Origin of the sequence: Streptomyces sp. M-16 (assembly GCF_052114405.1) — a bacterium.
Taxonomy (GTDB): domain Bacteria; phylum Actinomycetota; class Actinomycetes; order Streptomycetales; family Streptomycetaceae; genus Streptomyces.
In genome coordinates this window covers 24666-50368 of record NZ_JBFRER010000083.1, presented here as the reverse complement: position 1 = coordinate 50368, position 25703 = coordinate 24666, and the positions used below count along the sequence as shown (strand labels likewise).

At 73.7% G+C, this 25703-nt stretch carries 23 protein-coding genes; 11 read left to right on the top strand and 12 right to left on the bottom strand.

Going from position 1 to position 25703, the window contains the following annotated elements; translation table 11 throughout:
- Positions 1-117: 117 nt before the first annotated feature.
- Positions 118-1125, top strand: coding sequence for an alpha/beta fold hydrolase (locus tag AB4039_RS29640; RefSeq protein ID WP_442272237.1), 1008 nt, complete (start codon positions 118-120; stop codon positions 1123-1125).
- 16 nt (positions 1126-1141) lie between these two features.
- On the opposite strand, the gene AB4039_RS29635 is transcribed toward AB4039_RS29640, so the two are convergent.
- The 3 genes from AB4039_RS29635 to AB4039_RS29625 form a co-directional block, all read right to left on the bottom strand.
- Positions 1142-1558, bottom strand: coding sequence for a PIN domain nuclease (locus AB4039_RS29635; protein WP_266840963.1), 417 nt, complete (start codon positions 1556-1558; stop codon positions 1142-1144).
- A complete protein-coding gene (locus AB4039_RS29630; protein WP_266840962.1) occupies positions 1555-1785 on the bottom strand; it encodes a type II toxin-antitoxin system VapB family antitoxin in 231 nt (76 codons plus the stop codon). The genes AB4039_RS29635 and AB4039_RS29630 overlap by 4 nt, the downstream gene beginning before the upstream one ends.
- A 108-nt stretch (positions 1786-1893) precedes the next feature.
- Complete coding sequence (locus AB4039_RS29625; RefSeq protein WP_442272236.1) at positions 1894-3114, bottom strand: amidohydrolase family protein; 1221 nt, start codon at positions 3112-3114, stop codon at positions 1894-1896.
- 155 nt (positions 3115-3269) lie between these two features.
- Between AB4039_RS29625 and AB4039_RS29620 the strand changes: the two genes are divergently transcribed.
- From AB4039_RS29620 to AB4039_RS29610, 3 genes are all read left to right on the top strand, one after another.
- Positions 3270-6359, top strand: coding sequence for a BTAD domain-containing putative transcriptional regulator (locus tag AB4039_RS29620; RefSeq protein ID WP_442272235.1), 3090 nt, complete (start codon positions 3270-3272; stop codon positions 6357-6359).
- Between the two features lie 228 nt (positions 6360-6587).
- Positions 6588-6788, top strand: coding sequence for a hypothetical protein (locus tag AB4039_RS29615; protein WP_266840959.1), 201 nt, complete (start codon positions 6588-6590; stop codon positions 6786-6788).
- A gap of 416 nt (positions 6789-7204) precedes the next feature.
- On the top strand, positions 7205-7939 hold the full coding sequence (locus tag AB4039_RS29610; protein WP_442272234.1) for a class I SAM-dependent methyltransferase: 735 nt from the start codon (positions 7205-7207) through the stop codon (positions 7937-7939).
- Here the strand turns inward: AB4039_RS29610 and AB4039_RS29605 are convergent, their stop codons facing one another.
- Entirely contained in the window at positions 7940-9898 is a 1959-nt protein-coding gene (locus AB4039_RS29605; RefSeq protein WP_442272233.1) for an exo-alpha-sialidase, read from the bottom strand.
- Between the two features lie 176 nt (positions 9899-10074).
- Between AB4039_RS29605 and AB4039_RS29600 the strand changes: the two genes are divergently transcribed.
- A complete protein-coding gene (locus tag AB4039_RS29600; RefSeq protein ID WP_442272232.1) occupies positions 10075-11220 on the top strand; it encodes an alpha/beta hydrolase family protein in 1146 nt (381 codons plus the stop codon).
- Positions 11221-11370: 150 nt separating this feature from the next.
- On the opposite strand, the gene AB4039_RS29595 is transcribed toward AB4039_RS29600, so the two are convergent.
- Entirely contained in the window at positions 11371-13125 is a 1755-nt protein-coding gene (locus AB4039_RS29595) for a FadD3 family acyl-CoA ligase (RefSeq protein WP_442272231.1), read from the bottom strand.
- A gap of 94 nt (positions 13126-13219) precedes the next feature.
- On the opposite strand from AB4039_RS29595, the gene AB4039_RS29590 reads away from it, so the two are divergent.
- The 3 genes from AB4039_RS29590 to AB4039_RS29580 are packed head-to-tail and all read left to right on the top strand — an operon-like array spanning position 13220 to position 15607.
- Positions 13220-14371 (top strand): lipid-transfer protein, encoded by a 1152-nt coding sequence (locus tag AB4039_RS29590; RefSeq protein ID WP_266840954.1) that lies wholly within the window; start codon positions 13220-13222, stop codon positions 14369-14371.
- Positions 14372-14381: 10 nt separating this feature from the next.
- On the top strand, positions 14382-14834 hold the full coding sequence (locus AB4039_RS29585; protein WP_266840953.1) for an OB-fold domain-containing protein: 453 nt from the start codon (positions 14382-14384) through the stop codon (positions 14832-14834).
- Positions 14831-15607: an enoyl-CoA hydratase/isomerase family protein gene (locus AB4039_RS29580; RefSeq protein WP_442272230.1), complete on the top strand. Its 777-nt coding sequence runs from the start codon at positions 14831-14833 to the stop codon at positions 15605-15607. Before AB4039_RS29585 ends, AB4039_RS29580 begins: the two co-directional genes overlap by 4 nt.
- On the opposite strand, the gene AB4039_RS29575 is transcribed toward AB4039_RS29580, so the two are convergent.
- A complete protein-coding gene (locus AB4039_RS29575; protein WP_442272229.1) occupies positions 15608-16234 on the bottom strand; it encodes a hypothetical protein in 627 nt (208 codons plus the stop codon).
- Between the two features lie 271 nt (positions 16235-16505).
- Between AB4039_RS29575 and AB4039_RS29570 the strand changes: the two genes are divergently transcribed.
- Entirely contained in the window at positions 16506-16949 is a 444-nt protein-coding gene (locus AB4039_RS29570; RefSeq protein WP_266840949.1) for an SRPBCC domain-containing protein, read from the top strand.
- 11 nt (positions 16950-16960) lie between these two features.
- On the opposite strand, the gene AB4039_RS29565 is transcribed toward AB4039_RS29570, so the two are convergent.
- The 4 genes from AB4039_RS29565 to AB4039_RS29550 form a co-directional block, all read right to left on the bottom strand.
- Entirely contained in the window at positions 16961-17140 is a 180-nt protein-coding gene (locus AB4039_RS29565; RefSeq protein WP_442272228.1) for a hypothetical protein, read from the bottom strand.
- A 276-nt stretch (positions 17141-17416) separates the two neighbouring features.
- Entirely contained in the window at positions 17417-17914 is a 498-nt protein-coding gene (locus tag AB4039_RS29560; RefSeq protein ID WP_442272227.1) for a peptidylprolyl isomerase, read from the bottom strand.
- A 48-nt stretch (positions 17915-17962) separates the two neighbouring features.
- Entirely contained in the window at positions 17963-20428 is a 2466-nt protein-coding gene (locus tag AB4039_RS29555; protein ID WP_442272226.1) for an outer membrane protein assembly factor BamB family protein, read from the bottom strand.
- A 131-nt stretch (positions 20429-20559) separates the two neighbouring features.
- Positions 20560-21360: a VOC family protein gene (locus tag AB4039_RS29550; protein ID WP_266840943.1), complete on the bottom strand. Its 801-nt coding sequence runs from the start codon at positions 21358-21360 to the stop codon at positions 20560-20562.
- 294 nt (positions 21361-21654) lie between these two features.
- Between AB4039_RS29550 and AB4039_RS29545 the strand changes: the two genes are divergently transcribed.
- Complete coding sequence (locus tag AB4039_RS29545) at positions 21655-22302, top strand: TetR family transcriptional regulator (protein ID WP_030236522.1); 648 nt, start codon at positions 21655-21657, stop codon at positions 22300-22302.
- An 84-nt stretch (positions 22303-22386) separates the two neighbouring features.
- Here the strand turns inward: AB4039_RS29545 and AB4039_RS29540 are convergent, their stop codons facing one another.
- Positions 22387-22860, bottom strand: a complete 474-nt coding sequence (locus AB4039_RS29540; RefSeq protein WP_266840939.1) for a nitroreductase family deazaflavin-dependent oxidoreductase — start codon at positions 22858-22860, stop codon at positions 22387-22389.
- Positions 22860-24134 (bottom strand): acyl-CoA dehydrogenase family protein, encoded by a 1275-nt coding sequence (locus tag AB4039_RS29535; protein WP_442272225.1) that lies wholly within the window; start codon positions 24132-24134, stop codon positions 22860-22862. The genes AB4039_RS29540 and AB4039_RS29535 overlap by 1 nt, the downstream gene beginning before the upstream one ends.
- A gap of 172 nt (positions 24135-24306) precedes the next feature.
- On the opposite strand from AB4039_RS29535, the gene AB4039_RS29530 reads away from it, so the two are divergent.
- Positions 24307-25530 (top strand): thiolase C-terminal domain-containing protein, encoded by a 1224-nt coding sequence (locus tag AB4039_RS29530; protein ID WP_266840936.1) that lies wholly within the window; start codon positions 24307-24309, stop codon positions 25528-25530.
- Positions 25531-25703: the final 173 nt, after the last annotated feature.

Below are 25703 nucleotides of genomic sequence, written 5' to 3'. Positions count from 1 at the left end.
TTTCCCTTGACTGCGGCTCAGGTTGGCGATTCTGCAGCACACCTGGGGCCTTGCCGCAATCCCCCCTGCCCGCTATACCTTGAGAGTGGAAGGGCGTGACCACTTTCCCATCGGGCCGTGCGCCGGGTCGGCAATGCCCGGCTGATGCGGATCGGGACGCCGGACGGCATCGACGAGCAGGGCTTCGTCCGGATCGGCGGGATCGAGCAGTGGATCTCGGTGCGCGGCGAGGACCGCGCCAACCCCGTCCTGCTGGAGATCCACGGCGGGCCGGGCGCGGCCAACTCCCCCTGTGGCGCCCGCACCCGGTCATGGGAGAAGCACTTCACCCTGGTGCGCTGGGACATGCGCGGCGCCGGCCTGACCTTCGCGCACGGTGGCGCGGACGGTCAGGGGGAGGTCACCTTCGAGCGGCTCTACGAGGACGCCGTCGAGGTCACCCGGCACGTCCTGGCGCGGCTGGGCGTGGAGCGGGTGGTACTCATGCCGAGTTCCTTCGGCACGGTCTTCGGGCTGCGGCTGGCCCGCAACCACCCCGAGCTGTACTCCGCTTACGTCGGCACCGACCAGAACATCCAGGAGGCGGGCCGGGACACCTCCGCCTACGACGCCACCCTGGAGCGACTGCGGGCCGCGGGGAAGGCCAAGGACGTGGCCACCGTCGAGGCGATGGGGTCCGACCCCCGCCGGTGGACCTCGTCGCAGCGGTCCTCGTACGACAAGCTGTGCGCGGGCAGCGACCCGCTGACGCTGGACACCGTGAAGAAGGTGATCGTGGGCTCGCTGTGGCTGTCGCCGCTGTACTCGCTCGGGCGGGTGAAGGCCTACTTCAAGGGGCAGGGCTTCTCGGAGTCCGTCACCGAGGGGACGGGGGACTTCGACGACTGCGCCGACGGGACCCGCTTCGAGGTGCCGTTCTTCATCTTCCAGGGCGAGCGGGACGTGATCACGCCGGCCGCCCGCGTCCGGGAGTTCTTCGACGCGGTCGAGGCACCGGTGAAGGCGTTCGAGCTGATCGGGGACGCGAGCCACTTCGCGGCGCTGCGCCGCCCGGAGCGGTTCCTGGAGCTGCTGCTCCAGCACGTCCGCCCGGTGGTGACGGCGGGGCGGAACGCCACCGTCTGAGCGTTCCGGGGGCAGGTCAGTCGGCCGTCCCCGGCGGCACGACCCATCGCGTCGGCTGGCCCGTGACCTCGGCGATCATGTCGTAGTCGCCGTCGTAGTGCAGCACGGTGGCGCCGTGCCGCTCGGCGGTCGCCGCAATGATCAGATCCGGAAGGGACACCGCCTTCCATTTCCCCGCCACGATGAGCTGCTCCTGCACTTCCAAGGCACGGTCCCACGCATCGTCCGGCGTCGAGAGCCAGGCGAAGGCCCCGAGACCCGCCCGCACCCGGTCCGCATCCGACTTCGAACGGGCGCTGTAGAGCACCTCCAGCTCCACCGCGCCGCACACGGCCAGCACGCCCGCAGTGTGCAGCGGATTGACGACAGCGTGCACGGCCGGCTTGGGATAGCGCGCGAGGGCGGACTTGTCGATCAGGAAGCGCCCGTTCACGCTGCCCTTTCGTGCACTCGTTCAGCCTCGGCCGGAGACTGCTCCACCGGGCCCGTCAGGTCCGGCAGCCCGCCCTCGGCCAGCCATTTCAGGAACTCTTCCCGCTTACGCCGGTTGACGACGTCCTGGAGCGCGGCGTTGACGGTGGCAACCTTCGTTTTCGTCCCGAAGAGCTCGGCGGCCTCCGCGAGTAGGGCATCGTCCACGTCGATCACGGTTCTGGCCATGGGAAACCTCCTCAGCGCGGGGCGACCTGCCCTGGTCACCATTAAACGATATCAAAACCACCGTCGAGAGATATCGTTCCTGCGGGTCGAGGAGGTCCCACACTTCCCCTAAGCCCCCGCCCAGAGCCCCTCACCCGTGAGACCGAGCAGGTCGATCGCGTTGCCGCGCACGATCCGGTCGACCACGTCCGGCGCCAGGTGGCCCATCTGGGACTCGCCCACCTCCCGGGACTTCGGCCAGGTGGAGTCCGAGTGGGGGTAGTCGGTCTCGTAGAGGACGTTGCCGACCCCGATCGCGTCCAGGTTCCGCAGGCCGAACGCGTCGTCGAAGAAGCAGCCGAAGACGTGCTCCGCGAAGAGCTCCGACGGCGGGCGGTGGACCTTGTCGGCCACGCCGCCCCAGCCCCGGTTCTCCTCCCAGACCACGTTCGCGCGTTCCAGGATGTAGGGGATCCAGCCGATCTGCCCCTCCGCGTACATGATCTTCAGGTTCGGGAAGCGTTCGAACTTGCCGCTCATCAGCCAGTCGACCATCGAGAAGCAGCAGTTGGCGAAGGTGATGGTGGACCCGACGGCCGGCGGGGCGTCCGCCGAGGTGGAGGGCATCCGCGACGAGGAGCCGATGTGCATGGCGATGACCGTGCCGGTCTCGTCGCAGGCCTGGAGGAAGGGGTCCCACTCGTCGGTGTGGACCGACGGCAGGCCCAGGTGCGGCGGTATCTCGGAGAACGCGACCGCCCGCACCCCGCGCGCCGCGTTGCGACGGACCTCGGCGGCGGCGAGGCGGGCGTCCCAGAGCGGGACGAGGGTGAGCGGGATGAGCCGGCCCCGCGCCTCGGGGCCGCACCACTCCTCCACCATCCAGTCGTTGTAGGCCCGCACGCCGAGCAGTCCGAGCTCGCGGTCCTTGGCCTCGGTGAAGGTCTGGCCGCAGAAGCGCGGGAAGGTGGGGAAGCAGAGGGCGGACTGGACGTGGTTGACGTCCATGTCGGCGAGGCGGTCGGGAACCGAGAAGGAGCCCGGGCGCATCTGCTCGTAGGTGATGACTTCCAGTTTGATCTCGTCGCGGTCGTACCCGACCGCGGTGTCGAGGCGGGTGAGCGGCCGGTGCAGGTCCTCGTACACCCACCAGTCACCGATCGGGCCGTCGTCCCCCTTGGCCCCCATGACGGGGGCGAACTTCCCGCCGAGGAAGGTCATTTCCTTGAGGGGGGCACGGACGATCCGGGGCCCGGTGTCGCGGTACTTGGACGGGAGCCGGTCCCGCCAGACGTGAGGGGGCTCCACCGTGTGGTCGTCCACCGAGATGATCTTCGGGAAGGTCTCCATGCCCTCCACCGTAGCGCTGATCTGACGAACCGTCAGCTACCTGTCCTACACTCGCCGTTGTGACGAGGAGTGACCGCCTCCGCTGCGGGCTGACGTGTGCGCGCAAGACAGGGCAGACTGACCCTTAAACCGACGGAAGGCAGGGGGGACGACAGATGGACGGCATACCGGCCATCCCGCACCAGCGGAACCACCCCGAGGCAGCCCGGTCCCGGAACTCCGCCGACGTGCCCGCAGCCCCCGAGCCCCCCGCCCCTCCCGGGAACCCCGCGGCCCCGCCCGCCCCGGCCCCCGCGGCCCCGCACGCCGCGGAGCCCCCGCACGCCCCACGGCCCCCGGAGCCCTCCCCCGCCGACAACCGGTTCGCCGTCCTCGGCCCCGTCCGCGCCTGGCGCGGCCCCGAGGCGCTGCCCTCCGGCAGCCCCCAGCAGCGCGCCCTGCTCGCCGTACTGCTGCTGCGCGACGGCCGCACCGCGACCGCCCCCGAGCTGATCGACGCCATCTGGGGCGAGGACCCGCCTCCGCAGGCCCTGGCCACCATCCGCACGTACGCCTCCCGGCTGCGCAAGGTGCTCCACCCCGGGCTGCTCGTCAGCGACGCCGGTGGCTACGCGATCCGGCTGCGCCACCAGGAGGCCCTCGACCTCGGCATCGCCCGCGGCCTCGCCACCGACGCCGAAACGGCCCGCTCCGCCGGCGACCGCGCCCTGGCCCGCACCCTCCTCGCCCGCGCCCTGGACCTCTGGGACGGCGAACCCCTCGCCGGAGTCCCCGGCCCGCACGCGGACACCGAGCGGACCCGCCTCGCCGAATGGCGCCTCCAACTGCTGGAGACCCGCCTCGACCTGGACCTGGAGGTCGGCCACCACGCCGAGGCCGTCTCCGAGCTCACCGCCCTCACCGCCGCCCACCCCCTGCGGGAGCGCCTGCGCGAACTGCTGATGCTGGCCCTGTACCGCAGCGGCCGCCAGGCCGAGGCCCTCGCCGTGTACGCCGACACCCGCCGCCTCCTCGCCGAGGAACTGGGCGTCGACCCGCGGCCCGAACTCTCCGCCCTCCAGCAGCGCATCCTGAACGCCGACGCCGAGCTCGCCCGCGCCGAGGACCCCGCCACCGCCGCCGCCCCCGCACCCGTAAGGCCCGCGCAATTGCCCGCCACCGTCCCGGACTTCACCGGCCGCGCCCCCTTCGTCAGCGAGCTCGGGGAGATCCTCGCGGGCGCCGGGGGACAGGTCATGGCCGTCTCGGCGCTCGCGGGCATAGGCGGTGTCGGCAAGACCACCCTCGCCGTGCACGTCGCGCACGCCGCCCGGCCCCACTTCCCCGACGGCCAGCTCTACGCCGACCTCCAGGGCACCGACCCCCGCCCCGCGCAGCCCGAGGCCGTCCTCGGCTCCTTCCTGCGCGCCCTCGGCACCCCCGACAGCTCCATCCCCGACTCGGCCGCCGACCGGGCCGCCCTCTACCGCACGGTCCTCGACGGCCGCCGCGTCCTGGTGCTGCTCGACAACGCCCGCGACGCCGCCCAGGTCCGTCCGCTGCTGCCCGGCACCGCGGGCTGCGCCGCCCTCGTCACCAGCCGGGTCCGGATGTCGGGCCTCGCCGGGGCCCATCTCGTCGACCTCGACGTGATGAGCCCCGAGGAGGCCCTGCAGCTGTTCACCCGCATCGTCGGCGCCGAGCGGGTCGGCGCGGAACGCCAGGCCGCCCTCGACGTCGTCGGCGCCTGCGGGTTCCTGCCGCTCGCCATCCGCATCGCCGCCTCCCGGCTCGCCGCCCGCCGCACCTGGACCGTCTCCGTCCTCGCCGCCAAACTCGCCGACGAACGCCGCCGCCTCGACGAGCTCCAGGCCGGCGACCTCGCCGTCAAGGCCACCTTCGAGCTGGGCTACGGCCAGCTGGAGCCCGCCCAGCAGCGCGCCTTCCGCCTCCTCGGCCTCGCCGACGGCCCCGACATCTCCCTCTCCGCCGCGGCCGCCGTCCTGGACCTGCCCGAGCACGACACCGAGGACCTCCTCGAAGCTTTAGTCGACTGCTCCCTGCTCGAATCGGCCGCGCCCGGCCGCTACCGCTTCCACGACCTCGTCCGCCTCTACGCGCGTGCCTGCGCCGAACGCGACGAGCAGCCCTCCCGGGGGCAGGACGCCGCCCTCGACCGGCTCCTCGACTTCTACCTGGCCACCGCCTCCCGGGTCTACGCGGTCGAGCGCCCCGGCGACCGGCTCCCGGCCCACCTCTCCCCCACCCGCCACCCCGGCCTGGTCCTGACCGAACCCCGCGCCGCCCTGGACTGGCTGTTCGCCGAGGCCGACCCGCTGCTGGCCTGCGTACGGCAGGCGGCCGGGCGGCCCGCCGCGCTGCGGCGGGCCGTGGACCTGCTGTGGGCGGCCAAGGACCTCGCCGAGTCGGGCGCCAACTCCAAGCAGTACGAGTCCGCCGCGCTGACCCTGCGCGAGGCCGCGCGGGCGGCGAAGGACCCTCGGGCCGAGGGCCGCGCCCGGACCACGCTCACCATGGTCCACCTCGTCGCGGGCCGCTTCACCGAGGGCGACGAGGAGGCCCGCCAGGCCATGGACCTGGCCCGCGAGGCCGGCGACCCGCTGCCCAGCTGCTGGGCGCCCAACGACCGCGGGATCATCGCCCTGTACCAGGGCCGGCACCGCGACGGCGAGCGCTACCTGCTGGAGGCCATCGAGAACTTCCGGGCCGACGCGAACGTCATCGGCGAGGCCAGCGCCCTGTGCAACCTGTCCCGGATCCACGTGGAGCTGGGCCGCCTGCCCAGCGCCATCGACCTGGCGCAGCAGGGCATCGCCATCTACGACCGGATGGGCCTGACCCTGCGCCTGGCCAACGGCCGCTACGCGCTGGGCATCGCGCTGACCCAGGCCGGACGGCTGCGCGAGGCGCTGACGCAGCTCGGGGAGGCGCTGTCGCTGTTCCACGACAACCGCCAGCCCCTGTGGGAGGGCGTGACGCACTTCCGGCTCGCCGAGGCGCACCTGGCGGCCCGGCGGCCCACCCTGGCCGCCAAGCACGCCGAGCAGGCGATCGCGCTGCGCGGGATCGGCGGGGAGTGGCGCCGGGCGACGGTGCTGACCGTGCTGGGCAAGGCGCTGCGGCGGCTCGGCCAGCCGGACCGGGCGCAGGCCTGCTGGCGGGACGCGGAGACGGTGTTCACGCAGCTGGGTTCGTCCGAACTGGCCGAGGTGCAGGCCCTGTTGGCGGCGGAGCTGGCCGCCTGACGGGGCGGATGCGGGTCCCGGGCCGGCCCTGGGCCGCTCCCGGACCGGAGCCGGGCCGGAGCCTGACCGGATGGACGGCCGCGTTCATCGTTCGTTTATCGCCACCCGTCACGATGGATGCATCGACCCGGTGCGTCGGGGGGACGCCCGGGCCGGCTGGAGGACTACCCGTTCGGCGGTCCGCGGGGGAATCGCCGAACGGGCCCGACTCATCCATCAGGAGATCCGATGACGACGAACGAGAACAGCCTGCCGCTCGACGGCGACATCAGACCGCTCGACAACCACGCTTCGGGCGTCGAGATCAATCCTCTGGATCCGCTCGACCCTCCGGCCCCGAAGCAGCCGGGTGACAAGCCGCTCGACAACCACGCCTCGGGCGAGGAGATCGTGACGCTGGACAACCACGCGTCCGGCTCCCTCCCGTAGCACCACCGGCCTTCGGGCAGCACGGCACGACGTACGGGGGAAACGTACGGGGGACCCGCGGGCGGGCGTACAGGGGGAACGTACGGGGGCCGCTCGCGGGACGTACGGGGGAAGTACGGGGGATCCTCCCCCGGGGGAACGTACGGGGGGACGTACGGGGGACCCCCGGGGGAACGTACGGGGGACCCACGGGGGAAACGTACGGGGGAGCAACACGGGGGAACGGCGGCCGCGGTGGCCAGGAGGGGGACCACCGCGGCCGTCGCACGCCCGCGTCCGGGCGGGGTGCCGGGCCGGCCGGGGTCCGGCCGGAAAAGGGGTGATTCCTGCCGCTCGGCAACAGAGCGCCACCTCCGGGACGGCCGCACCCTCACGGAAACCGGCCCCCGCGGCTCGCCGGTGACTACGCTGGCAGCGTGTTCACCTCCCAGGGCCCGAGCCTGCGCGAACTGGCCGTCCAGGCCCTCTCCTCCGTCGAGCACGGCTACGACCTGCTCGCCCCGAAGTTCGACCGCACCCCGTTCCGCACCCCGGACCGGATGCTCGACGCCGTCGAGGAGGCCCTCGCCCAGCGGGAGGGCTCCTTCTCCGATGGCCTCGACCTGTGCTGCGGCACCGGGGCGGGCCTGCCGATGCTGCGCCGCCTGTGCCGGGAGCGGGTCACCGGGGTCGACCTCAGCGCGGGCATGCTCGCCGAGGCCGCGCGCCGGCACCCCGAGGGGGTGGACCTCCTGCGGGGCGACGCGCTGGCGCTGCCGGAGGCGCTCACGGACTCGTACGACCTGGCGGTGAGCTTCGGGGCCTTCGGGCACTTCCTGCCGGCCGAGCGGCCCGCCCTCTTCTCGGGCGTGCACCGGGCGCTGCGGCCCGGCGGGGTCTTCGCCTTCCCCGTGGGCGCCCCGATCCCGCTCTCCTCGCCCCTGTGGTGGGCGGTGGCCGGGTTCGACGCGGCGATGCGGGTGCGCAACGCCGTGTGGCGGCCGCCCTTCGTCATGTACTACCGCACCTTCCCGCTGGGCCCCGTCCGCGCGGACCTGGCGGCGGCGGGCTTCGGTGTGGAGACGGTCCCGCTGGAGCACTTCGGGTACCGGGAGGACGGCAGCCCGCGGTGGCGGCTGCTGCTGGCCCGCAAGTCCGGCCCGGCCGGCTGATCACCGGATCCCGTCGAAGGCGAGCCGGACCCGCTCCTGGTCGGTGACGTCGCTGCCGTCGCGCAGCCGGGCCGTGTCGTTGCCGGACAGGGCCCGCCCGTAGATCCGTACGTCGTCCAGGGCACCCGCGTAGAAGGCCTTGTAGTCGGGCTGCGTGCCGATGTGGATCGTGAAGGCTCCGGTGGGCCGGAAGTCGGGCCGGCCGGGGCCCAGCGGCGCGGTGGCGGCCCGTCCGCCGTCCACGGACAGTTCGAGGCGGTCGCCCCTGCGCTGGAAGACCACGTGGTGCCAGGCGTCGTCGTCGGTCCGGGTCACGGCGGCCACGGAGACGGGTCCCGTCCCGTCGTTGACGGTGGCTTCGAGGCGGCCGGTCTCCGGGTCGGCCTCGATGCGCAGCTGTCTGGCGGTCGGGCCCTGGCCGTAGGCCCACAGCAGCGGCTGGCGCAGGCCGCTCTCCCGGTCCTGGCCGCGGGTCTTGTACTTGACCCAGGTGGCGACGGCGAAGTCCCCGTCCCCCACGCGCAGTGCGTCCGGGCAGTCGGTGAGGCGCAGGAAGTCGTCCTTGCCGTCGAAGCGCATGGTCTTGCCGCCGTCCGGCCGGTTGCCGAGGCGGGGGGCGCCGTGGACGACGGCGTCGTGGTGGCCCGCGCTGGTGTCGGCGGTGTGCCGGGGGGTGAGGTCCTCGGCGGCGGCGCGCAGTTCCTGGGGGCCGAAGGCGGTGAACTTGATGTAGCCGTGCGGGGTGCCGTTGGCGGTCTCGTAGAGCATGCCGATCCGGCCGCCGGGCAGGACGGCCATGTCGGAGTAGCCGGCGCGTTCGCGCAGGACGACGGCGCCGCGCTTGGACCAGGTGCGTCCGCCGTCCTCGGAGGTGCGTACGGCCAGGGTCCAGCGGTCGGAGAACTCGGCGCCGGGACGGCTGGGCGCCGACAGCAGGAGGGGGCCGCCGGGCAGCTGGAGGACGGATCCGGAGGCGGGCGGTGCGATCAGCCCGGTGACGGGTTCGAAGCCGGGGGCGGGGAAGGCGGGGGCGGCGGCGTCGTCGACGAGGGCGGCGATGCGGTGGTCGTCGGTGCCGCAGGTGGCGGTGGAGCGGGCGTTGACGTAGATCCGGCCGTCGGGGAGCTGGGTGAGGGCGGGCTCGTTGGGGGCGGGGGTGCCCTCGGGGGCGCCCCAGCGGGCACCGGCCTGCCAGGTGAGGCCGCCGTCGTCGCTGTAGAGGAGCTGGGCTCCGGATTCGTTGGACTCGGTGCGGTAGTCGGCGCCGACGACGAGCCGGCCGGGGCGGTCGGGGCGGGTCGGGGTGAGCTGGATGCCGTGCCCGGGGCCGACCGAGACCCAGGCCCAGTCGGCGCCCTTGAGCTGGGGCTGCGGGTTGGGTTCGGTGCTCCAGTGGACGCCGTCGTCGGTGCTGTGGGCCAGGCGCAGTTCGCGGGGGCCGCGGACGCGGATGCCCGCGGCGTCGGGGGCCCAGGTGCTGTAGGCGTAGAGGAGGGAGATCCGGCCGGAGGCGGCGTCGACGACCGGGGCGGGGTTGCCGTAGGCGCCGGGGTCGCCGGAGCCGCGGATGACCTCCATCGGGCCCCAGGTGCGGCCTTCGTCGGTGGAGCGCTTCATCACGAGGTCGATGTCGCCGATGTCGTTGCAACTCGCGGTGCGGGCCTCGGCGATGGCCAGCAGGGTGCCGTCCTTGGTGGTGGTGAGGGTGGGGATGCGGTAGCAGTCGTAGCCCTCGGTGAAGGCACTGAAGGGCGCGGACACGGCGGCGGTCAGCCCGCGGCGGCCGCCCCCGCCGTCGCCGTCGTCTCCGTCGGCGCCCAGGCCGTCCGGGCCGGCGGGTGTGCCGGGCAGGAGGGCGAGGAGCAGGACCACTGCGAGGGCGGCGACGGCCCCGGCCGCCGCCCACAGCCGGGCCCGCGGACCTCGGGGGAATCGGACAACCGGCTGGTTCGCGCTCACCCGTGCAGGCTAACGCGGGTGCGATCACCACAAGCGCCCCGGGGATGTCACCCCGGGGATGTACGGCCGGTGCGGACGTAGATCCACAGGCCGATGGCAGCCGCGCCCGCGCGCCCTAGCGTTCGAGGTGTCGGCCCGGACCGGGCCGGACTCCACGGAACACGGACGGAGAGAACGTGAAGCGACGCTCGTTCCTGGCGGGCGCGGCCGTGGCCGCCGCCCTGGCCGGCGCCCTCGGCACCACCACCGCCCACGCCGACACCCCTGCGGCACAACCGGCGGTCGGCGCACCGGCGTTGCCCGCGCCCTCCGGGCACCAGCCGGTCGGCAGGACCACGGTCCACCTGAAGGACGAGGGCCGGCCCGACCCGTGGGTCCCCTCGGAGAAGCGGGAGCTGATGGTCTCCCTCTGGTACCCGGCCGTCGCCCCCTCGGGCACGCCCGCGCCGTACATGACGTCCGGGGAGTCCGAGCGGTACGTCGAGGCCGGTCAGCTGGGGGTACCGAAGGACCTGTTCACCACGGTGGTGACCCACGCGTCGGTCGACGCCCGGCCGGCGCGGGTGCGCGGCGGGCTGCCCCTGGTCATCCTGTCCCCGGGCTTCGGCATGCCGCGCGCCACCCTGACGGGCCTGGCCGAGGAGCTGGCGAGCCGCGGCTATGCCGTCGCCGGGATCGGGCACAACTACGAGGCCGACGGCATCACCTTCCCCGACGGCCACACGACCTCCTGCGTGGCGTGCGGGGAGGAGGACCGGGACAAGGTCTTCGAGAAGGTCGGCGCCGTCCGCGCCGAGGACATCTCCTTCGTGATCGACGAGCTGACCGGGAAGCGGGCGGCCCGGGACCACGGCGTGGCCCTCGACCCCGGCCGGATCGCCGTCGTCGGGCACTCGGCCGGCGGTTTCAGCACCGTCCCGGCCATGCTGAAGGACCGCCGGGTCAAGGCGGGGGTCAACATGGACGGCAACTTCCGCTACCCGGACCACGAGACGCCCGTGGACCGGCCGCTCCTGATGCTGGGCAACCCGGGCCACGTACCCGGTGGCGGCGACCCGACCTGGGACAGCACCTGGAAGCAGTTCACCGGCTGGAAGCGCTGGCTGAGCGTCGACGACACCCAGCACCTCTCCTTCACGGACCTGGCGCCGCTGGCCGGGCAGCTCGGCAGGCCCCTGCAGGCGCTGGACGGCAACCGCGTCGACACCATCACCCGCAGCTACGTGGCCGCGTTCGTCGACACCCACCTGCGGGGAAGGAACGCCCCGCTGCTGGACGGCCCGTCGGCCGGCTTCCCCGAGGTCCGCTTCCACCGGCCGTAGGGCGGGTACGCCGTCACCCCGCGGATCCGGCCCCTGACTCGACCGTGCCGGGCGGCTTCCCGGAGGGGGTCCGGGAGGCCGACGCGGCCGGGTCTGACGAGTCCTGAAGGCCTGCCATCACCGTTTCGGAACCGACGGGTCGGCCTTCTTCTACACCGGTCGGCGGCGGGAGCGCAGTTCTGTCTTGAGGACCTTGCCGCTCGCGTTGCGCGGGAGGCCGGCGACGAACTCCACCTCCCTGGGCACCTTGTAGTTGGCCATCTCCCGGCGGGACCAGGCGATCAGGTCGTCGGCGGTGAGGGTGGAGCCGGGGCGCCGGACCGCGTACGCCTTGCCGACCTCGCCGAGGCGCGGGTCGGGGATGCCGACGACGGCGACGTCGGCGATGTCCGGGTGCAGGCCGAGGAGCTGCTCGATCTCGGCGGGGTAGGCGTTGAAGCCGCCGACTATGAACATGTCCTTGATCCGGTCGGTGATGCGGAGGTTGCCGTCCGCGTCGAGGACGCCGACGTCGCCGGTGCGCAGCCAGCCGTCGGGGGTGATGGCGCCGGCGGTGCCGTCCGGGTCCTCGAAGTAGCCCCGCATCACGTGGTGTCCGCCGACCCACACCTCGCCGGGGGTGCCGGCGGGCCGTGCGGTGCCGTCGGGGGCGGCGATCCGCAGGCGGGTGCCGGGGATGGGGCGTCCGGAGGTCTCGGAGACCACCTCGGCCGGGTCGCCCCGGCGGCACATGGTGACGATGCCGCTGGCCTCGGAGAGCCCGTAGGCGGTGAGCACGGTGGCGATGTGCAGTTCGGCGCGGAGCCGCTCGACGAGCCGGAGGGGGACGACGGCCGCCCCGGTGACGACCAGGCGCAGGGCCGACAGATCGTGGTGGTCGCGCTGGGGGTGGTCGAGGAGGGACTGGTGGAGGGTGGGCGGGCCGGGGAGTACGGAGATCCGCTCGGCGGCGACGTTGGCGAGGACGGTGTCCACGTTGAAGACGGGCTGCGGGACCATGGTGGCGCCGCGCATCAGGCAGGCGATGATCCCGGCCTTGTAGCCGAAGGTGTGGAAGAACGGGTTCACGATGAGGTAGCGGTCGCCCTCGCGCAGGCCTGCGAGTTCGCTCCAGACGGCGTAGCAGCGCAGTGTCTGGGCGTGGGTGATGACGGCGCCCTTGGGGCTGCCGGTGGTGCCTGAGGTGTAGATGATGTCGGAGGGGGCGTCGGACGGTATCGCCTCGGCGCGGGCGCGGACGGCCTCGGCGGGGACGGCGTCGCCGGCGGCGAGGAAGTCCTTCCAGGTGCGGAAGGACTCGGGGGCGTCGTCGGCCAGGACCACGACCTGTTCCAGGTGCGGCAGGCCGGGCAGGGGTCCGGTGCCGGTGCCTTCGGCGGCGGCGCGGCGCAGGGAGGCCACGTAGGAGGTGCCGAGGAAGGTGCCGGTGACGAAGAGCAGGCGGGCGCGGCTGCGCTGGAGCACGTAGGCGGCTTCGGCGCCCTTGAAGCGGGTGTTGAGGGGGACGAGCACCGCTCCCGCGCTGACGGCTCCGAGGGCGCAGACGATCCAGTCGAGGGTGTTGGGCGCCCAGACGGCGACGCGGTCGCCGGGTTCGACGCCGGCGGCGAGGCAGGCGGCGGCTGCGCGTTCGACCCGTTCGCCGAGCTGGGCGTAGTCGAGGCGCAGGCGTCCGTCGACGACGGCCTCCCGGTCGCCGTAGCGGGCGGCGGCGTCCCGGACGAGGCCGGCGACGGTGCCCCAGCGGAGGTCGCCGCGGGGGTCGGGGGCGTCGACGTGGCACCCTCCCCCGGCGTCCGCCGTCACCCCCGCCCCCGCCCCGGCTCCGGCCGCCCCCGCTCCGCGCCCCGCCGCCCCGGCCCCCCGGTCGTGTCCGATCCCCTCCGCGCCCGCGACTTCGCCCATCGCCCGCCCCTCCCCGCGATCCCAGTAGCTGACTATCCGTCAGATTAGCTGTAGCCTTCGCGGCTGTCAGTACTGGCACACCCCGGAGGTGGCGATGGCGGCAACGCTCAAGGACGCTACGGCAATCGTCGGCATCGGCCAGACCGCCTTTGCCAAACAACTGCCCGCGTCCGAAAAGGAATTGGCCTGCCGCGCCATCCTCGCGGCGCTCGCCGACGCCGGCATCACCCCCGCCGAGGTGGACGCCTTCGCCTCCTACACCATGGAGGAGACCGACGAGGTCGAGGTCGCCAAGGCGATAGGCGCCGGCGACGTCACCTTCTTCTCCAAGGTCGGCTACGGCGGCGGCGGCTCCTGCGCCACCGTCGGCCACCTCGCCGCCGCCGTCGCCACCGGCCAGGCCACCGTCGGCGTCGCCTGGCGCTCCCGCAAGCGCGGCTCCGGCCCCCGCCCCTGGAAGAACACCGCCGTCCAGCTCCCCACCCCCGGCCAGTGGACCCGCCCCTTCGGCCTGCTGCGCCCCGCCGACGAGATCGGCATGCTGGCCCGCCGCTACATGCACGAGTACGGCGCCACCCGCGACCACCTCTTCAACGTGGCGATGGCCTGCCGCAACCGGGCCAACGAGAACCCGGCCGCGATGATGTACGAGCGCCCGCTGACCCGCGAGATGTACATGACCTCCCGCATGATCAGCGAGCCGCTCTGCCTCTTCGACAACTGCCTGGAGACCGACGGCGCCCTGGCCTGCGTGATCGTCTCCGCCGAGCGGGCCCGCGACTGCCGCCAGAAGCCCGTCTACGTGCACTCCGTCGCCCAGGGCCTGCCCGCCCAGCACCACGGGATGGTCAACTACTGGAACGACGACCCCCTCTCCGGCCCCGCCTGGACCGCCGCCCGCCACCTCTGGAAGCAGGCCGACTTCGGCCCCCAGGACATCGACGTCGCCCAGATCTACGACGCCTTCACCCCCCTGATCCCGCTCTCCCTGGAGGGCTACGGCTTCTGCGGACGCGGCGAGGGCGCGGCCTTCACCGAGGGCGGCGCCCTGGAGATGGGCGGCCGGCTCCCGATCAACACCGGCGGCGGCGGCCTCTCCGAGGCGTACGTGCACGGCTTCAACCTGATCAACGAGGGCGTCAAGCAGCTGCGCGGCATCTCCACCGCCCAGGTGCCGGACGCCGCGACCTGCCTGGTGACGGCGGGCGAGGGTGTCCCGACGTCCGCGATCCTGCTGCGAGCCTGAGGAGCCGATCATGACGACGACCGTGCCCGCCGACGGGCTGCTCCTGCCCGTCCCCGACGAGGACGGCGCTCCCTTCTGGGAGTACGCCGCCCGGGGCGAACTCCGCGTCCAGGCCTGCGCCGCCTGCGGCCGCCTGCGGTTCCCGCCCCGCCCCTGCTGCCCGCACTGCCAGTCCTTCGAGAGCGAGTGGCGCCCGATGAGCGGGCGGGGCCGGATCTGGTCCTACGTACGGCCGCACCCCCCGCTGCTGCCCGCGTACGCCGCGCAGGCCCCGTACAACGTCATCCTCGTGGAGCTCGCCGAGGCCCCCGGGATCCGGCTCGCCGGGAACCTGGTCACCTCCGCCGACGCACCGCTGGACTCGGTGGACCCGGCCCGGCTGCGCATCGGGGCCAGGGTCCAGGTCGTCTTCGCCGAGACGGGCGGGGTGAGCGTGCCGCGCTGGATCCTGGAGAAGGCGTGACGGTGCGGGTGGAGCGGGAGAAGGAGGCCGGGGTCGCCGTCGTCACCMTGGACCGGGAGCACCGGCACAATGCCATCGACCTCGACACCGCCGCCGAACTGGTGGCGGCGTGGCGGGAGTTCCGCTCGGACCAGGACGTACGGGCGGTGGTGCTCACCGGGGCGGGGACGGCCGCGTTCTGCACCGGGATCGACCGCTCGGCGCGCGTGCCGCAGCCCGCCTCCCCGTACTCGGCGGACGACCCGCTGCTCACCATCGGGCCGAAGGCCTGCGACCTGTGGAAGCCGGTGATCGCCGCGGTCAACGGCATGGCCTGCGGCGGGGCCTTCTACCTGCTGGGCGAGGCGGAGTTCATCGTGTCCTCCACCGCGGCCACCTACTTCGACCCGCACACCTCCTACGGGATGGTCAGCGCCTACGAGGCCGTGTACATGGCGCAGCGGATGCCGTTCGGGGAGGCCGCCCGGATGTCCCTGATGGGCACGGCGGAACGGCTCTCCGCGCGGCGGGCCCACGAGATCGGCCTCGTCTCGGAGCTGGCGGAGCCGGGCGAGCTGCTGGAGGCGGCGCTGCGGTCGGCGCGGACGCTGGCCGGGTTCCCGACGGAGGCCGTGCAGGGGACGGTGCGGGCGCTGTGGTCGGCGAAGCGGGCCGCGCTGGCGCAGGCCCTGGACCAGGCGCCGGCGCTGATCGCGCTGGGGAACCTGCCGCCGGAGCGGCAGGCCGAGCTCTTCGGGTCCCGACGGGCGGGGGCGGGGTTCCGGCTGCGCTGATCAGGGGCGGGGCGGGGCGGCGGTCTTGCCCGTGGCCTTCGGCCCGGGCTTCGGGGTGGACCTGGAGCCGGACGTGACCGTGCCGGGCGCGGGAGTGGGCGCGGGGCTGGGGGTGGCGCTCGGGTCCGCGACCACGTGCACGGAGCTGATCCGGCACGCCGCGACGGCGTCGGCCCGGGCCCGGTTCTCCATGGCGATGACGGTCCTGCCGGTCCCGCGCGCCTTCAGGGTGATCCTGCCGGTGGCCGTCTCGATGACGGCGCCGCCCGCTTCCTCGCGGTACATCGACACCTCGAAGGTGGCCGCCCGGTCGAGCAGGGAGGTCACCTCGATGGTGGTGGACGGCTGGGTCACGTCACCGCAGGAGATCAGGGTGGTCGTGGCGGGGGCTCCGGTGGGCGAGGCCGAGGCGACCGGGGTGGCGTCGGTGTCGCCGCCGTAGCTCTTCCTGGTGGTCTTGCTGCTGCTCTTGCCGCTGCTCTTGGCCGTGCCGGAGCTCTTCGAGCTGGAGCAGCCGCCGCCGCTGTTGCCGCTGCTCCCGCCGTGCGTGGAGAACCCGGTCAGGCTCAGGACCGCCACCGCGAGCACCGTGCCGAACCTGATGCGGCGTGCCGTTCCAGCCAGCATGACGTGGACCCTCCCCCTGAGACCGATGGCGGGTCACGCTATCAAGCCCGGCCCGGACCGGTTCGAACGCCCGCCCGACGTATCGGCACACACCCACCCCAGAACCGGAGCGCCTTTCTCCACTCTCTGCGCCACCAGCGAAGACGCACCCGAGAGGCACCTCCCCACCCCGGAAACCGTGGTTCCATCCCGGGACACCCGAACCCGGCGGCACCCGCACCACCCCGCGTCCCTTCGGTGAGCACCGACCACCACGAGGAGCACGGCACCAGTGCGCACCATCGCCACCGAGATCACCATCGACGCGACGCCCGAAGAGGTCTGGGCGACGCTGATCGACCTGCCCCGCTACTGCGTCTGGAACCCGTACATCCGCCAGGCCGTCGGCGAGGCCGTGCCCGGCGCCCGGCTGGAGCTGACGGCGTACCCGGAGTCGGGGAAGCCGGCCACCTTCCGGCCGACCGTCCTGCTGGTCGCGCGCAACGTCGAGTTCCGCTGGGCCCACCGCCTCCCGGTCCGCGGGCTCTTCGACCGCCAGCACTACTTCCGCCTCGCCGAGGGCCCGAACCGCACCACCCGCCTGGAACACGGCGAACGCTTCCGCGGCCCGCTGGTCCCCTTCCGCACCAAGACCCTGAACGCCACGGCCCGCAACCTCACAAAAATGAACGAGGCCCTCCGCACCCGCGTCGAATCGGCCCGCAGCACCCCGTAAAACGGCGACGGCTACGGCACCGTGGCCACGGCGAGCATGTGCGAGCTCGCGGCGAGCAGGTCGGGGTGGGGCTCGGCCAGACGCGCGGCGGTCAGGGCCGCGTCGAACAGCTTCGAGCCGGCCAGGCCGTCCCCGCTGTGCTGTTCGGCCGCCTTCAGCGCGGACCAGGCCGGGCCCTCGACGCCGTACACGACGCGTGCGCCGGACAGCCGCAGGCGAAGCTGCCGGAGCCCGACGCGAACGGCGGGCGCGGGCTGTTCCTGGTGGCGGCCATCGCCGACCGCTGGGCCGTCGCGGCTCGCGGGGGTCCCGGCAAGCAGGTCTGGGCCGAGCTGTCCGTGAAGGGACGGTGACCACGACCGGATGCCGGGAGGGCGGCATCCACGGATCCGCCCCCTCGCCGCCCTGAAACGGCGACGGCCCCGGCCCCCGGTGAGGGGGGCGGGGCCGGCCGGGGAGGGGTGGGGTCAGGCGGCGTCGACGACGCCGGAGGCCGCGATCTCGACCTTGCCCTTGGGGGCGCCGGACTGGGAGCCCAGGGCCTCGATCTGGTCGACGAGCTCCTGGCCCGAGACGACCTCGCCGAAGACGACGTGCTTGCCGTCGAGCCACGGGGTGACGACGGTGGTGATGAAGAACTGCGAGCCGTTGGTGTTCTTGCCGGCGTTCGCCATCGACAGCAGGTACGGGCGGTCGTGCTTCAGGTTGAAGTTCTCGTCGGCGAACTTCTCGCCGTAGATGCTCTTGCCGCCGGTGCCGTTGTGGTTGGTGAAGTCGCCACCCTGCAGCATGAACTGCGGGATGATGCGGTGGAAGCCGGAGCCGGCGTAGCCGAAGCCGTTCTGGCCGGTGGCCAGCTCGCGGAAGTTGCGCGCGGTCTGCGGGACGACATCGTCGAACAGGTTGAAGACGATGCGTCCGGCCGGGGCGCCGTTGATGGTGATGTCGAAGAAGACGTTGCTCATGGCCTTACGCGCACCGCGTAAGGCGACCCCGTCGGACCCGCCGGGAGCTCAGGAGGAGGTACGGGTGCCCGTGCCCTTCGCCGCGTCCAGGGCGTACACGCAGCGGTCCTTGCTGCACGCGTAGACCACGCCCGCCTCCGCGACCGGGGCTCCGGTGATCTCGCCGCCCGTGGCCAGCTTCCAGCGGAGCTGGCCGCCCGCCGCGTCCAGGGTGTAGAGGCAGTGGTCGGCGGAACCGAAGTGGACCCGGCCGTCCGCGACCGCCGGGGAACCGGTGATCTCGCCGCCCGCGGCGAACCGCCACTTCGGGGTGCCGGTGACCGCGTCGAGGGTGTACAGGGCGCTGCCCGCGCCGAGGTGCACGTTGCCGGCCGCGACCAGCACCGGGTCCGCGGCCGGGCGCGGCTCGGTGGCGATGCGCCAGCGGTCCTTGCCGGTGGCGGCGTCCAGGGCGTAGACGGTGCCCAGGTAGTCGGCGAGGTAGACCCCGCCGCCCGTGACGGCCGGGCCGGGGGCGAAGGCCGGGGGCGCCAGGAAGACGGCCGGGGCCTCGAAGTGCCAGCGGACCCGGCCGGAGGCCCGGTCGACGGACAGGACGCGGGTGCCGGCGCTGACGTAGACGTTGCCGTCGGGGGCCGGGGTGACGCGGACGGGGACGTTGCCGCAGGAGGCCGCGTCGCCGACCGGGTAGGACCAGGCCTCCTGGCCGGAGCGGGCGTCGAGGGCGCGCAGCCGGGCGTCCTGCCAGACGTAGACGGTGCCGTCCCGCAGGACGGGCGCCGCCTCCGGGGTCTCGAAGTCGGACTGCGCGCCGGTCAGCTCCCACAGCTTCTGGCCGTTGGAGGCCTCCCAGCCCTGTACGCCGCCGCCGCGCGTGGCGGTGATGACGGTGCCCCGCTCCGCGCGCAGGGCGTACACCCAGGCGTCGGTGGACAGCCGCCACCGCTCGGAGCCGTCGGTGGCGTCGAGCGCGTAGAGGGAGGGGCCGTCGGAGGCGTGGATGCGGCCGTCGGCCACGGCCATGGACCAGGCGACGTCGCGCGTCTTGAACTGGCGGCGGCCGCTGCCGACGTCCAGGGCGTGCACCTCGAAGGAGGTGACGTAGAGCAGGTCGCCCGCGACGGTCGGGGTGCCCCACACCTCGTTGGACATGCGGAAGCGCCACGGGCGCCAGCGGCCGCTGTCCGGGGACGGCCCGGGGGCCGGCACCGAGGCCGGGGAGACGGGCGCCTGCGAGGCGGCGGCCGGGGTGCCCGCGGGCGGCCGGACCCAGCCGGTGGCGGAATCGGCGCCGGTGGGGGCGGCCGAGGCGGAGGCCGCGGCACGCGGGCCGGGCCCGATCGGGACCGGGGAACCCCCGACCAGGACGGGCGCGCCGGGCGCCGAGGAGGCGGCGACCGGGGCCATCGGCGGACGGTCCGGGCGCGGCGGGAGCGCCTGCCCGGTGCGCGGGTCGACCCAGGGGTCGGCGGCGCCGCGCGGCCGGCGGTGGGTGGCGTCCTCGGACGCCTGCCCGGACTGCGCACCGGACTGCGGCCCCGAGCGGGGCCCGGACTGCGGAGCGGAGCGGGGCCCGGCCGGGGGCTGGGCCGGGACGACGGGCACGGTGGCGGCCGTACGGTGGCCCGCGCGGCGGGCCTCGATCATCGCGACGGCCCGCTCCGGGAGCCACGCGGAGGCGGTGCCGCTCTCGTCGCCGCCCTCGAAGAGGTGCGGGGCCAGCTGCGCCTGGAGGTCGGCGGGGGTGGGACGCAAGGTGGCGTCCATCTGCATGCAGGAGTCGATGAGCGGGCGCAGCTCGTCGGGGAGGCCCTCCAGGTTGGGACCCTCGCGCAGCAGCATGAACACCGTCTCGACGGGGTTGGCCCCGTGGTACGGCGGGTGCCCGGTCGCGGCGAAGACGAGGGTGGAGCCGAGCGAGAAGATGTCGCTGGCGCCCTTGACGCTGCGCGAGTCCTTCGCCTGCTCGGGCGACATGTAGGCGGGGGTGCCGACGGCCACGTTCGTCATGGTCAGGCGGGTGTTGGAGACCCCGCTCGCGATGCCGAAGTCGATCACGCGCGGGCCGTCCTCGACGACGAGCACGTTGGAGGGCTTCAGGTCGCGGTGGACCAGGCCGGCGCCGTGGATGGACTGGAGGGCCTCGGCGATGCCGGCCGCGAGCCACCGTACGGCCTGGGCGGGCATGGGCCCGCACTCGTTGACGATCTCCTCCAGGGAGGGCGCCGGGACGTACGCGGTGGCCAGCCACGGGACGGCGGCCCGCGGGTCGGCGTCCACGACGGCGGCCGTGTAGAAGCCGGAGACGGCGCGCGCCGCCTCCACCTCGCGGGTGAAGCGCACCCGGAACAGCTGGTCCTCGGCGAGCTCGGTGCGCACCGTCTTGATGGCCACCCTGCGGCCGGATGCCGACCGTGCGAGATAGACCAGCCCCATGCCGCCGGCGCCGAGCCGTCCCAGCACCTCGAAGGGGCCGATCCGTCTCGGGTCGTGCTGCGTCAGCTGCTCCACCACTCGCCTCCACACCTCCCCGTACGGGTCACCTGCCGGACCCGCTCCACCTCACCGCGGGCGGGGCCCGCGGTGGCGCATGCCCGATTCTGTCAGGCCCGCGCCCGGTCCGGCCCCGGCTCCCGCCCCCGCCTTCACGCGCCGGTCTTCACCCGGGGCTCCGACAGCAGTCCGAACACGGCTCCTTGATTGTCGGCGACGACCGCGATCCGCCCGTACGGCGTGTCGAACGGGTCGGCCGTGACGCGTCCGCCGAGCCGCTGGACGGTGGCGACGCTCTGGTCGCAGTCGGGGACGGCGAAGTAGGCGAGGAAGTGCGCCGGCATGATCTCCGGGAACGCGTCGGTGATCAGGGTGCGGCCGAGGACGGCGGTGTCGGAGCCGGGGGCGGCGCCGGGCGGGGACCAGACGCGGTAGGCGATGCCGCTCTCGGGGTCGTCCTGGTCCTCGGGGACGTAGCCGAAGACCTTGGCGTAGAAGGCGTCGACGGCGTCGCGCGCCCGGGTGTAGACCTCGGACCAGCAGTACGTGTACGGCTCCTGCTGGGCCTCGAAGCCGTGGTGGGTACCGGGCTGCCAGAGGCCGAAGACGGCGCCGCCGGGGTCGGCGGCCATGGCGGCCGTGCCGTAGGGGCCCACGGGCTGCGGGTCCATGACCATCTGGCCGCCGGCGGCGCGGATGCGCTGGGCGCAGGCGTAGGCGTCGGTGGTGTACAGGTACACGCCCCAGACGGTGGGCATGCGGCCGTCGGGCTTGGGGGCGAGGGCGGCGATGTTGCGGCCGCGGCTGTAGGCCTGGGTGTAGTGGCCGTACGCGGGTCCCGCGCTGTCGCCGAAGGTCCACCCGAAGAGCTCACCGTAGAACCGCTTGCCCGCCTCGACGTCGGGGAGCGAGGCGTCGACCCAGCAGGGCGAGCCTTCCGCGAATGCGGCCATGGGGCGGATTCCCTTCCGTTGCCGGGATCGTACTGTTTTCGTGCGTATCAGACATGATCCGCACGAAAACTTGTCCACAGCCTGTTGATAAGACTATTCGGGGGATACGCCACGATACGGGTGGACCCGTACGGACCGCACGCCCGGGTCCGCCGCCCGCACCGGCGGTCCCGCCCCGGCCGAAATTCGCCGCCCGGCGCTCCGCACGGGCGCTTCCCACCAGGTCGGCGGGTGCGTAACCCCATTTGCAGGCGGCCGAATAGCGCGCCGATCCCCCCTCGGTAAGCTGACGGCATGACAGGACAAGTACGCACCGTCGACGGGCGTGTCGCCGGCCGGCGCGGCCAGGCGACGCGGCAGAAGCTGCTCGACTGCCTCAGTGAGATGCTCAGCTCCTCGCCGTACCGCGACGTCAAAGTGATCGACGTCGCCCGCAAGGCCGGTACCTCCCCCGCGACCTTCTACCAGTACTTCCCGGACGTCGAAGGCGCCGTCCTGGAGATCGCCGAGGAAATGGCCACGGAGGGCGCGCAGTTGACCGCGCTCGTCGAGGGCCGCAACTGGGTCGGCAAGGCCGGCTGGGCGACCGCCGAGGAACTCGTCGAGGGATTCCTGGAGTTCTGGCGTCGCAACGACGCCATCCTGCGGGTGGTCGACCTGGGCGCGGCCGAGGGCGACAAGCGGTTCTACAAGATCCGCATGAAGATCCTGAACTCCGTCACCAACTCCCTCACGGAGTCGATGAAGGAGCTCCAGGCCAAGGGCAAGGTCGACAAGGACCTCAGCCCGGCGGCCATGGCGGGGTCGCTGGTCGCGATGCTGGCCGCGGTCGCCTCGCACCAGAAGGGCTTCCAGACCTGGGGCGTCAAGCAGGCCGAACTCAAGCCCAACCTGGCGCTGCTCGTGCACCTGGGCATCACCGGGAAGAAGCCCACCAAGTGACGGCGGACCCTCACCGAGGGTCCGCCGGCCTTGCCCGCCCGTCCACCACGTCCGCCCCGTCCGCCCCGTCCGCGATCAGCGCCGTCAGCGCCGCTCCAGACGGAACAGCCTGATCTCGCGCTCGATGCGCGCCTGGTACGTCGCGTACGGCGGCCAGAACCTCAGCACCGCCTGCCACGCCGCCGCGCGCTCGGCCCCCTCCAGCAGCCGCGCCCGCACGGCGATGTCCCGCCCCTGCCAGTTCACGTCCGCGTCCGGATGCCTGAGCAGGTTCCCGGTCCAGGCCGGGTGGCCGGGGCGGCCGAAGTTGGAGCCGATCAGCAGCCAGCTCACGCCTCCGTCCTCCGGCATGCACGCGAGCGGCGTGGTCCGTGGTTCACCCGTCTTCGCACCCTTCGCGGTGAGGATCACCCCGGGCAGCATCCGGGCACTGAGCAGGACCTTTCCACGGGTCAGGCGGTGCACCGCCTTGTCCATGGCGGGGATGAAGTGGGGTGCGATCCTGGCGAACAGGAGGGTCGAGGAGACCTTCTGGATCAGCTTGACGCCGGGAGCCATCAGACGGCCACCTTTTCGTTGCCGGCCGTGCCGGAGGTCGAGGTGAAGAGCCCGGACCGCTGCGCGGCATGGGCGCGGAGCCGGTGGACGGGGCCGAAGAGCAGGTCGTCGGCGGCCGCCCGCTTGAAGTACAGGTGGGCGTCGTGCTCCCAGGTGAAKCCGATGCCGCCGTGCAACTGGACGGCCTCGCCCGCCGTGGCCCGCAGGGCCTCCAGGGCCTGGGCCAGGGCGAGTGCGCCCTGGTCCGGGTCCCAGGCGGCGTAGTAGGCGGCGGAGCGCGCCGCCTGGATCTGTACGTAGAGGTCGGCGAGGCGGTGCTTGACCGCCTGGAAGGAGCCGATGGGCCGGCCGAACTGCTCGCGCCGGCACACGTGCTCGACCGTACGGGCCAGCGCCCGGTCCGCCGCGCCGACCGCCTCGGCGGCCAGGACGGCCGCGGCGGTGCGTCCGGTGGCGGCGAGGGCGGGCAGCGGGTCGACGCCTTCGTCGCCGAGCAGTTCGGCCGGTACGTCGCGCAGTTGGACCCGGCCTTGGGGGCGGGTCTCGTCGAGGGTGGGCTGCCGGGTGCGTACGAGGCCGGGCGCGTCCGCCCGCACCAGGAACAGCAGGGTACGACTGCGGGCGAAGCCTCCCGTGTGCGCGGCGACGAGCAGCAGGTCGGCGCTGTGGCCGTCGAGCACCTGGGCGACCTCGCCGTAGAGCCGCCAGGCGGAGGCGCTCCCGGCGGGGTCGGCCCCCGCGGGAACGGCCCCGGCGGGGTCGGCCGGTCCGGCGGCTCCCGGTGGGGCCGTCGTGGCGGCGCGCGCCTGGACCCCGCCCGCGCGGCCCCCGCCCGCCCAGTCGCCCGGGGCGTTCTCGCCGGTCAGCCCCAGGGCGGTGGCCAGGGCGGGGCCCGCGACCGCGAGCGCCGCCGTCCGCTCCCCCGCCGCCAGCGGGGGCAGCAGCGCGGCGCGCTGGGCCGCGGTGCCGAGGGCCGCGATCAGCGGGACGGCGAGTCCGGCGGTGGCGAGCAGGGGGGAGGGCAGCAGCGCGCGGCCGGTCTCCTCGCAGGCCAGGGCCAGGTCGGCGGGGGTGCAGCCGACGCCGCCGTACTCCTCGGCGACGGCGATGCCCGGCAGGCCGAGCTCCCGGGCGAGCCRCTGCCACAGCTCCCGGTCGTATCCGGTGTCGGTCCGGGCGGCGGCCTTGACCTCGTCAGGGCCGCAGCGTTTGCCCAGGATCTCGCGCAGGGTACGGCGTATCTCGTCCTGCTCCGCGGTGAAGGCGGCGTCCATCGTCGGGCTCCTCCCGGGGGCACCTCCCGGCGGCGGCCGGGGGCGTATCTGACGGGGCGTCATGTTAGGACCCCGGGATCGAGAAGCACAGGGGTCGGTCGGCCCGGACACGGATCGGGCCGGGCGGCACGCGGTCTAGCATCTGACGTATCGTCAGATGTACGGTCCCCCCATGCCTGGACCCACATCCGGACCCGCCTCCGGCCCCCTGTCCCGCGCACCCGAACCCCGCCCCCGCCGCCGGGTCGCGGTGGCCGGCGTCGCGCTCTCGGAATGCGGCCGGGTCGACGGCCCGACCCCCTACGCCCTGCACGCGCAGGCCGCCCGGAGGGCACTGTCCGACTCCGGCCTGGACCGCTCCGTCATCGACGGCTTCGCCTCGGCCGGCCTGGGCACCCTCGCGCCCGTCGAGGTGGCCGAGTACCTGGGCCTGCGCCCCACCTGGGTGGACTCCACCTCGGTCGGCGGCTCGACCTGGGAGGTCATGGCCGCCCACGCGGCAGACGCCATCGCGGCGGGGCACGCCAACGCCGTGCTGCTGGTCTACGGATCCACCGCCCGCGCCGACATCAAGGCCCGCCGCCGCACCTCGAACCTCTCCTTCGGCGCCCGGGGGCCGCTCCAGTTCGAGGTCCCGTACGGCCACACGCTGATCTCCAAGTACGCGATGGCCGCGCGCCGCCACATGCACGAGTACGGGACGACCCTGGAACAGCTCGCCTCGGTGGCCGTCCAGGCCCGCGCGAACGCGGCCACCAACCCGGACGCGATGTTCCGCACGCCGCTGACCGTGGACGAGGTCCTCTCCTCGGAGATGATCGCCGACCCCTTCACCAAGCTGCACTGCTGCATCCGCTCGGACGGCGGCTGCGCGGTGCTCCTGGTGGCGGAGGACCTGGTGCCCGACACGGCGAAGACCCCGGTGTGGGTGCTGGGCACGGGCACCTCCGTCTCGCACACCACGATGTCGGAGTGGGCGGACTTCACCGTCTCCCCGGCGGCCGTCTCGGGCCGGCTGGCCTTCGAACGGGCCGGCCTGACCCCGGCGGACGTGGACCTGGCGGAGATCTACGACGCCTTCACGTACATGACCCTGGTGACCCTGGAGGACCTCGGCTTCTGCGCGAAGGGCGAGGGCGGGGCCTACGTGGAGAAGGGCCGCCTGCTGCGGGAGGGCGAGCTCCCCGTCAACACGGACGGGGGCGGACTGTCGGCCTGCCATCCGGGGATGCGCGGACTGTTCCTGCTGGTCGAGGCCGTACGCCAACTCCGCGGCGAAGCGGGCCCGGACCGCCAGGTCACCAAGCGGGGCGGCCGACTGCCGGAGGTGGCCCTGGCATCGGGCACGGGAGGCTGGTTCTGCTCCTCGGGCACGGTGATCCTGGGGCGGGGGTAGGGGGGCGGGGGCTGTCGGGCGGGGGCTTCGCGTGCTGGGTGGGGTCGGGGGTGGGCGGTGCACCCTTGATCCGGATCAGGGGTGGGCTGGGGGCGTCCCGCCAGTCCACTGTCCTTCCGCGTCGGGCCGGTCCCTCAAGGGCGCTCCTTCGTCGCGGAAGGACGATGAGACTG

Coding starts and splice junctions, on each gene's coding strand:
- AB4039_RS29630 (WP_266840962.1), bottom strand. CDS start 1,785: ATGGCCAGAACCGTGATCGACGTGGACGATGCCCTACTCGCGGAGGCC.
- AB4039_RS29625 (WP_442272236.1), bottom strand. CDS start 3,114: ATGGAGACCTTCCCGAAGATCATCTCGGTGGACGACCACACGGTGGAG.
- AB4039_RS29620 (WP_442272235.1), top strand. CDS start 3,270: ATGGACGGCATACCGGCCATCCCGCACCAGCGGAACCACCCCGAGGCA.
- AB4039_RS29615 (WP_266840959.1), top strand. CDS start 6,588: ATGACGACGAACGAGAACAGCCTGCCGCTCGACGGCGACATCAGACCG.
- AB4039_RS29595 (WP_442272231.1), bottom strand. CDS start 13,125: ATGGGCGAAGTCGCGGGCGCGGAGGGGATCGGACACGACCGGGGGGCC.
- AB4039_RS29590 (WP_266840954.1), top strand. CDS start 13,220: ATGGCGGCAACGCTCAAGGACGCTACGGCAATCGTCGGCATCGGCCAG.
- AB4039_RS29585 (WP_266840953.1), top strand. CDS start 14,382: ATGACGACGACCGTGCCCGCCGACGGGCTGCTCCTGCCCGTCCCCGAC.
- AB4039_RS29575 (WP_442272229.1), bottom strand. CDS start 16,234: ATGCTGGCTGGAACGGCACGCCGCATCAGGTTCGGCACGGTGCTCGCG.
- AB4039_RS29560 (WP_442272227.1), bottom strand. CDS start 17,914: ATGAGCAACGTCTTCTTCGACATCACCATCAACGGCGCCCCGGCCGGA.
- AB4039_RS29550 (WP_266840943.1), bottom strand. CDS start 21,360: ATGGCCGCATTCGCGGAAGGCTCGCCCTGCTGGGTCGACGCCTCGCTC.
- AB4039_RS29545 (WP_030236522.1), top strand. CDS start 21,655: ATGACAGGACAAGTACGCACCGTCGACGGGCGTGTCGCCGGCCGGCGC.
- AB4039_RS29540 (WP_266840939.1), bottom strand. CDS start 22,860: ATGGCTCCCGGCGTCAAGCTGATCCAGAAGGTCTCCTCGACCCTCCTG.
- AB4039_RS29530 (WP_266840936.1), top strand. CDS start 24,307: ATGCCTGGACCCACATCCGGACCCGCCTCCGGCCCCCTGTCCCGCGCA.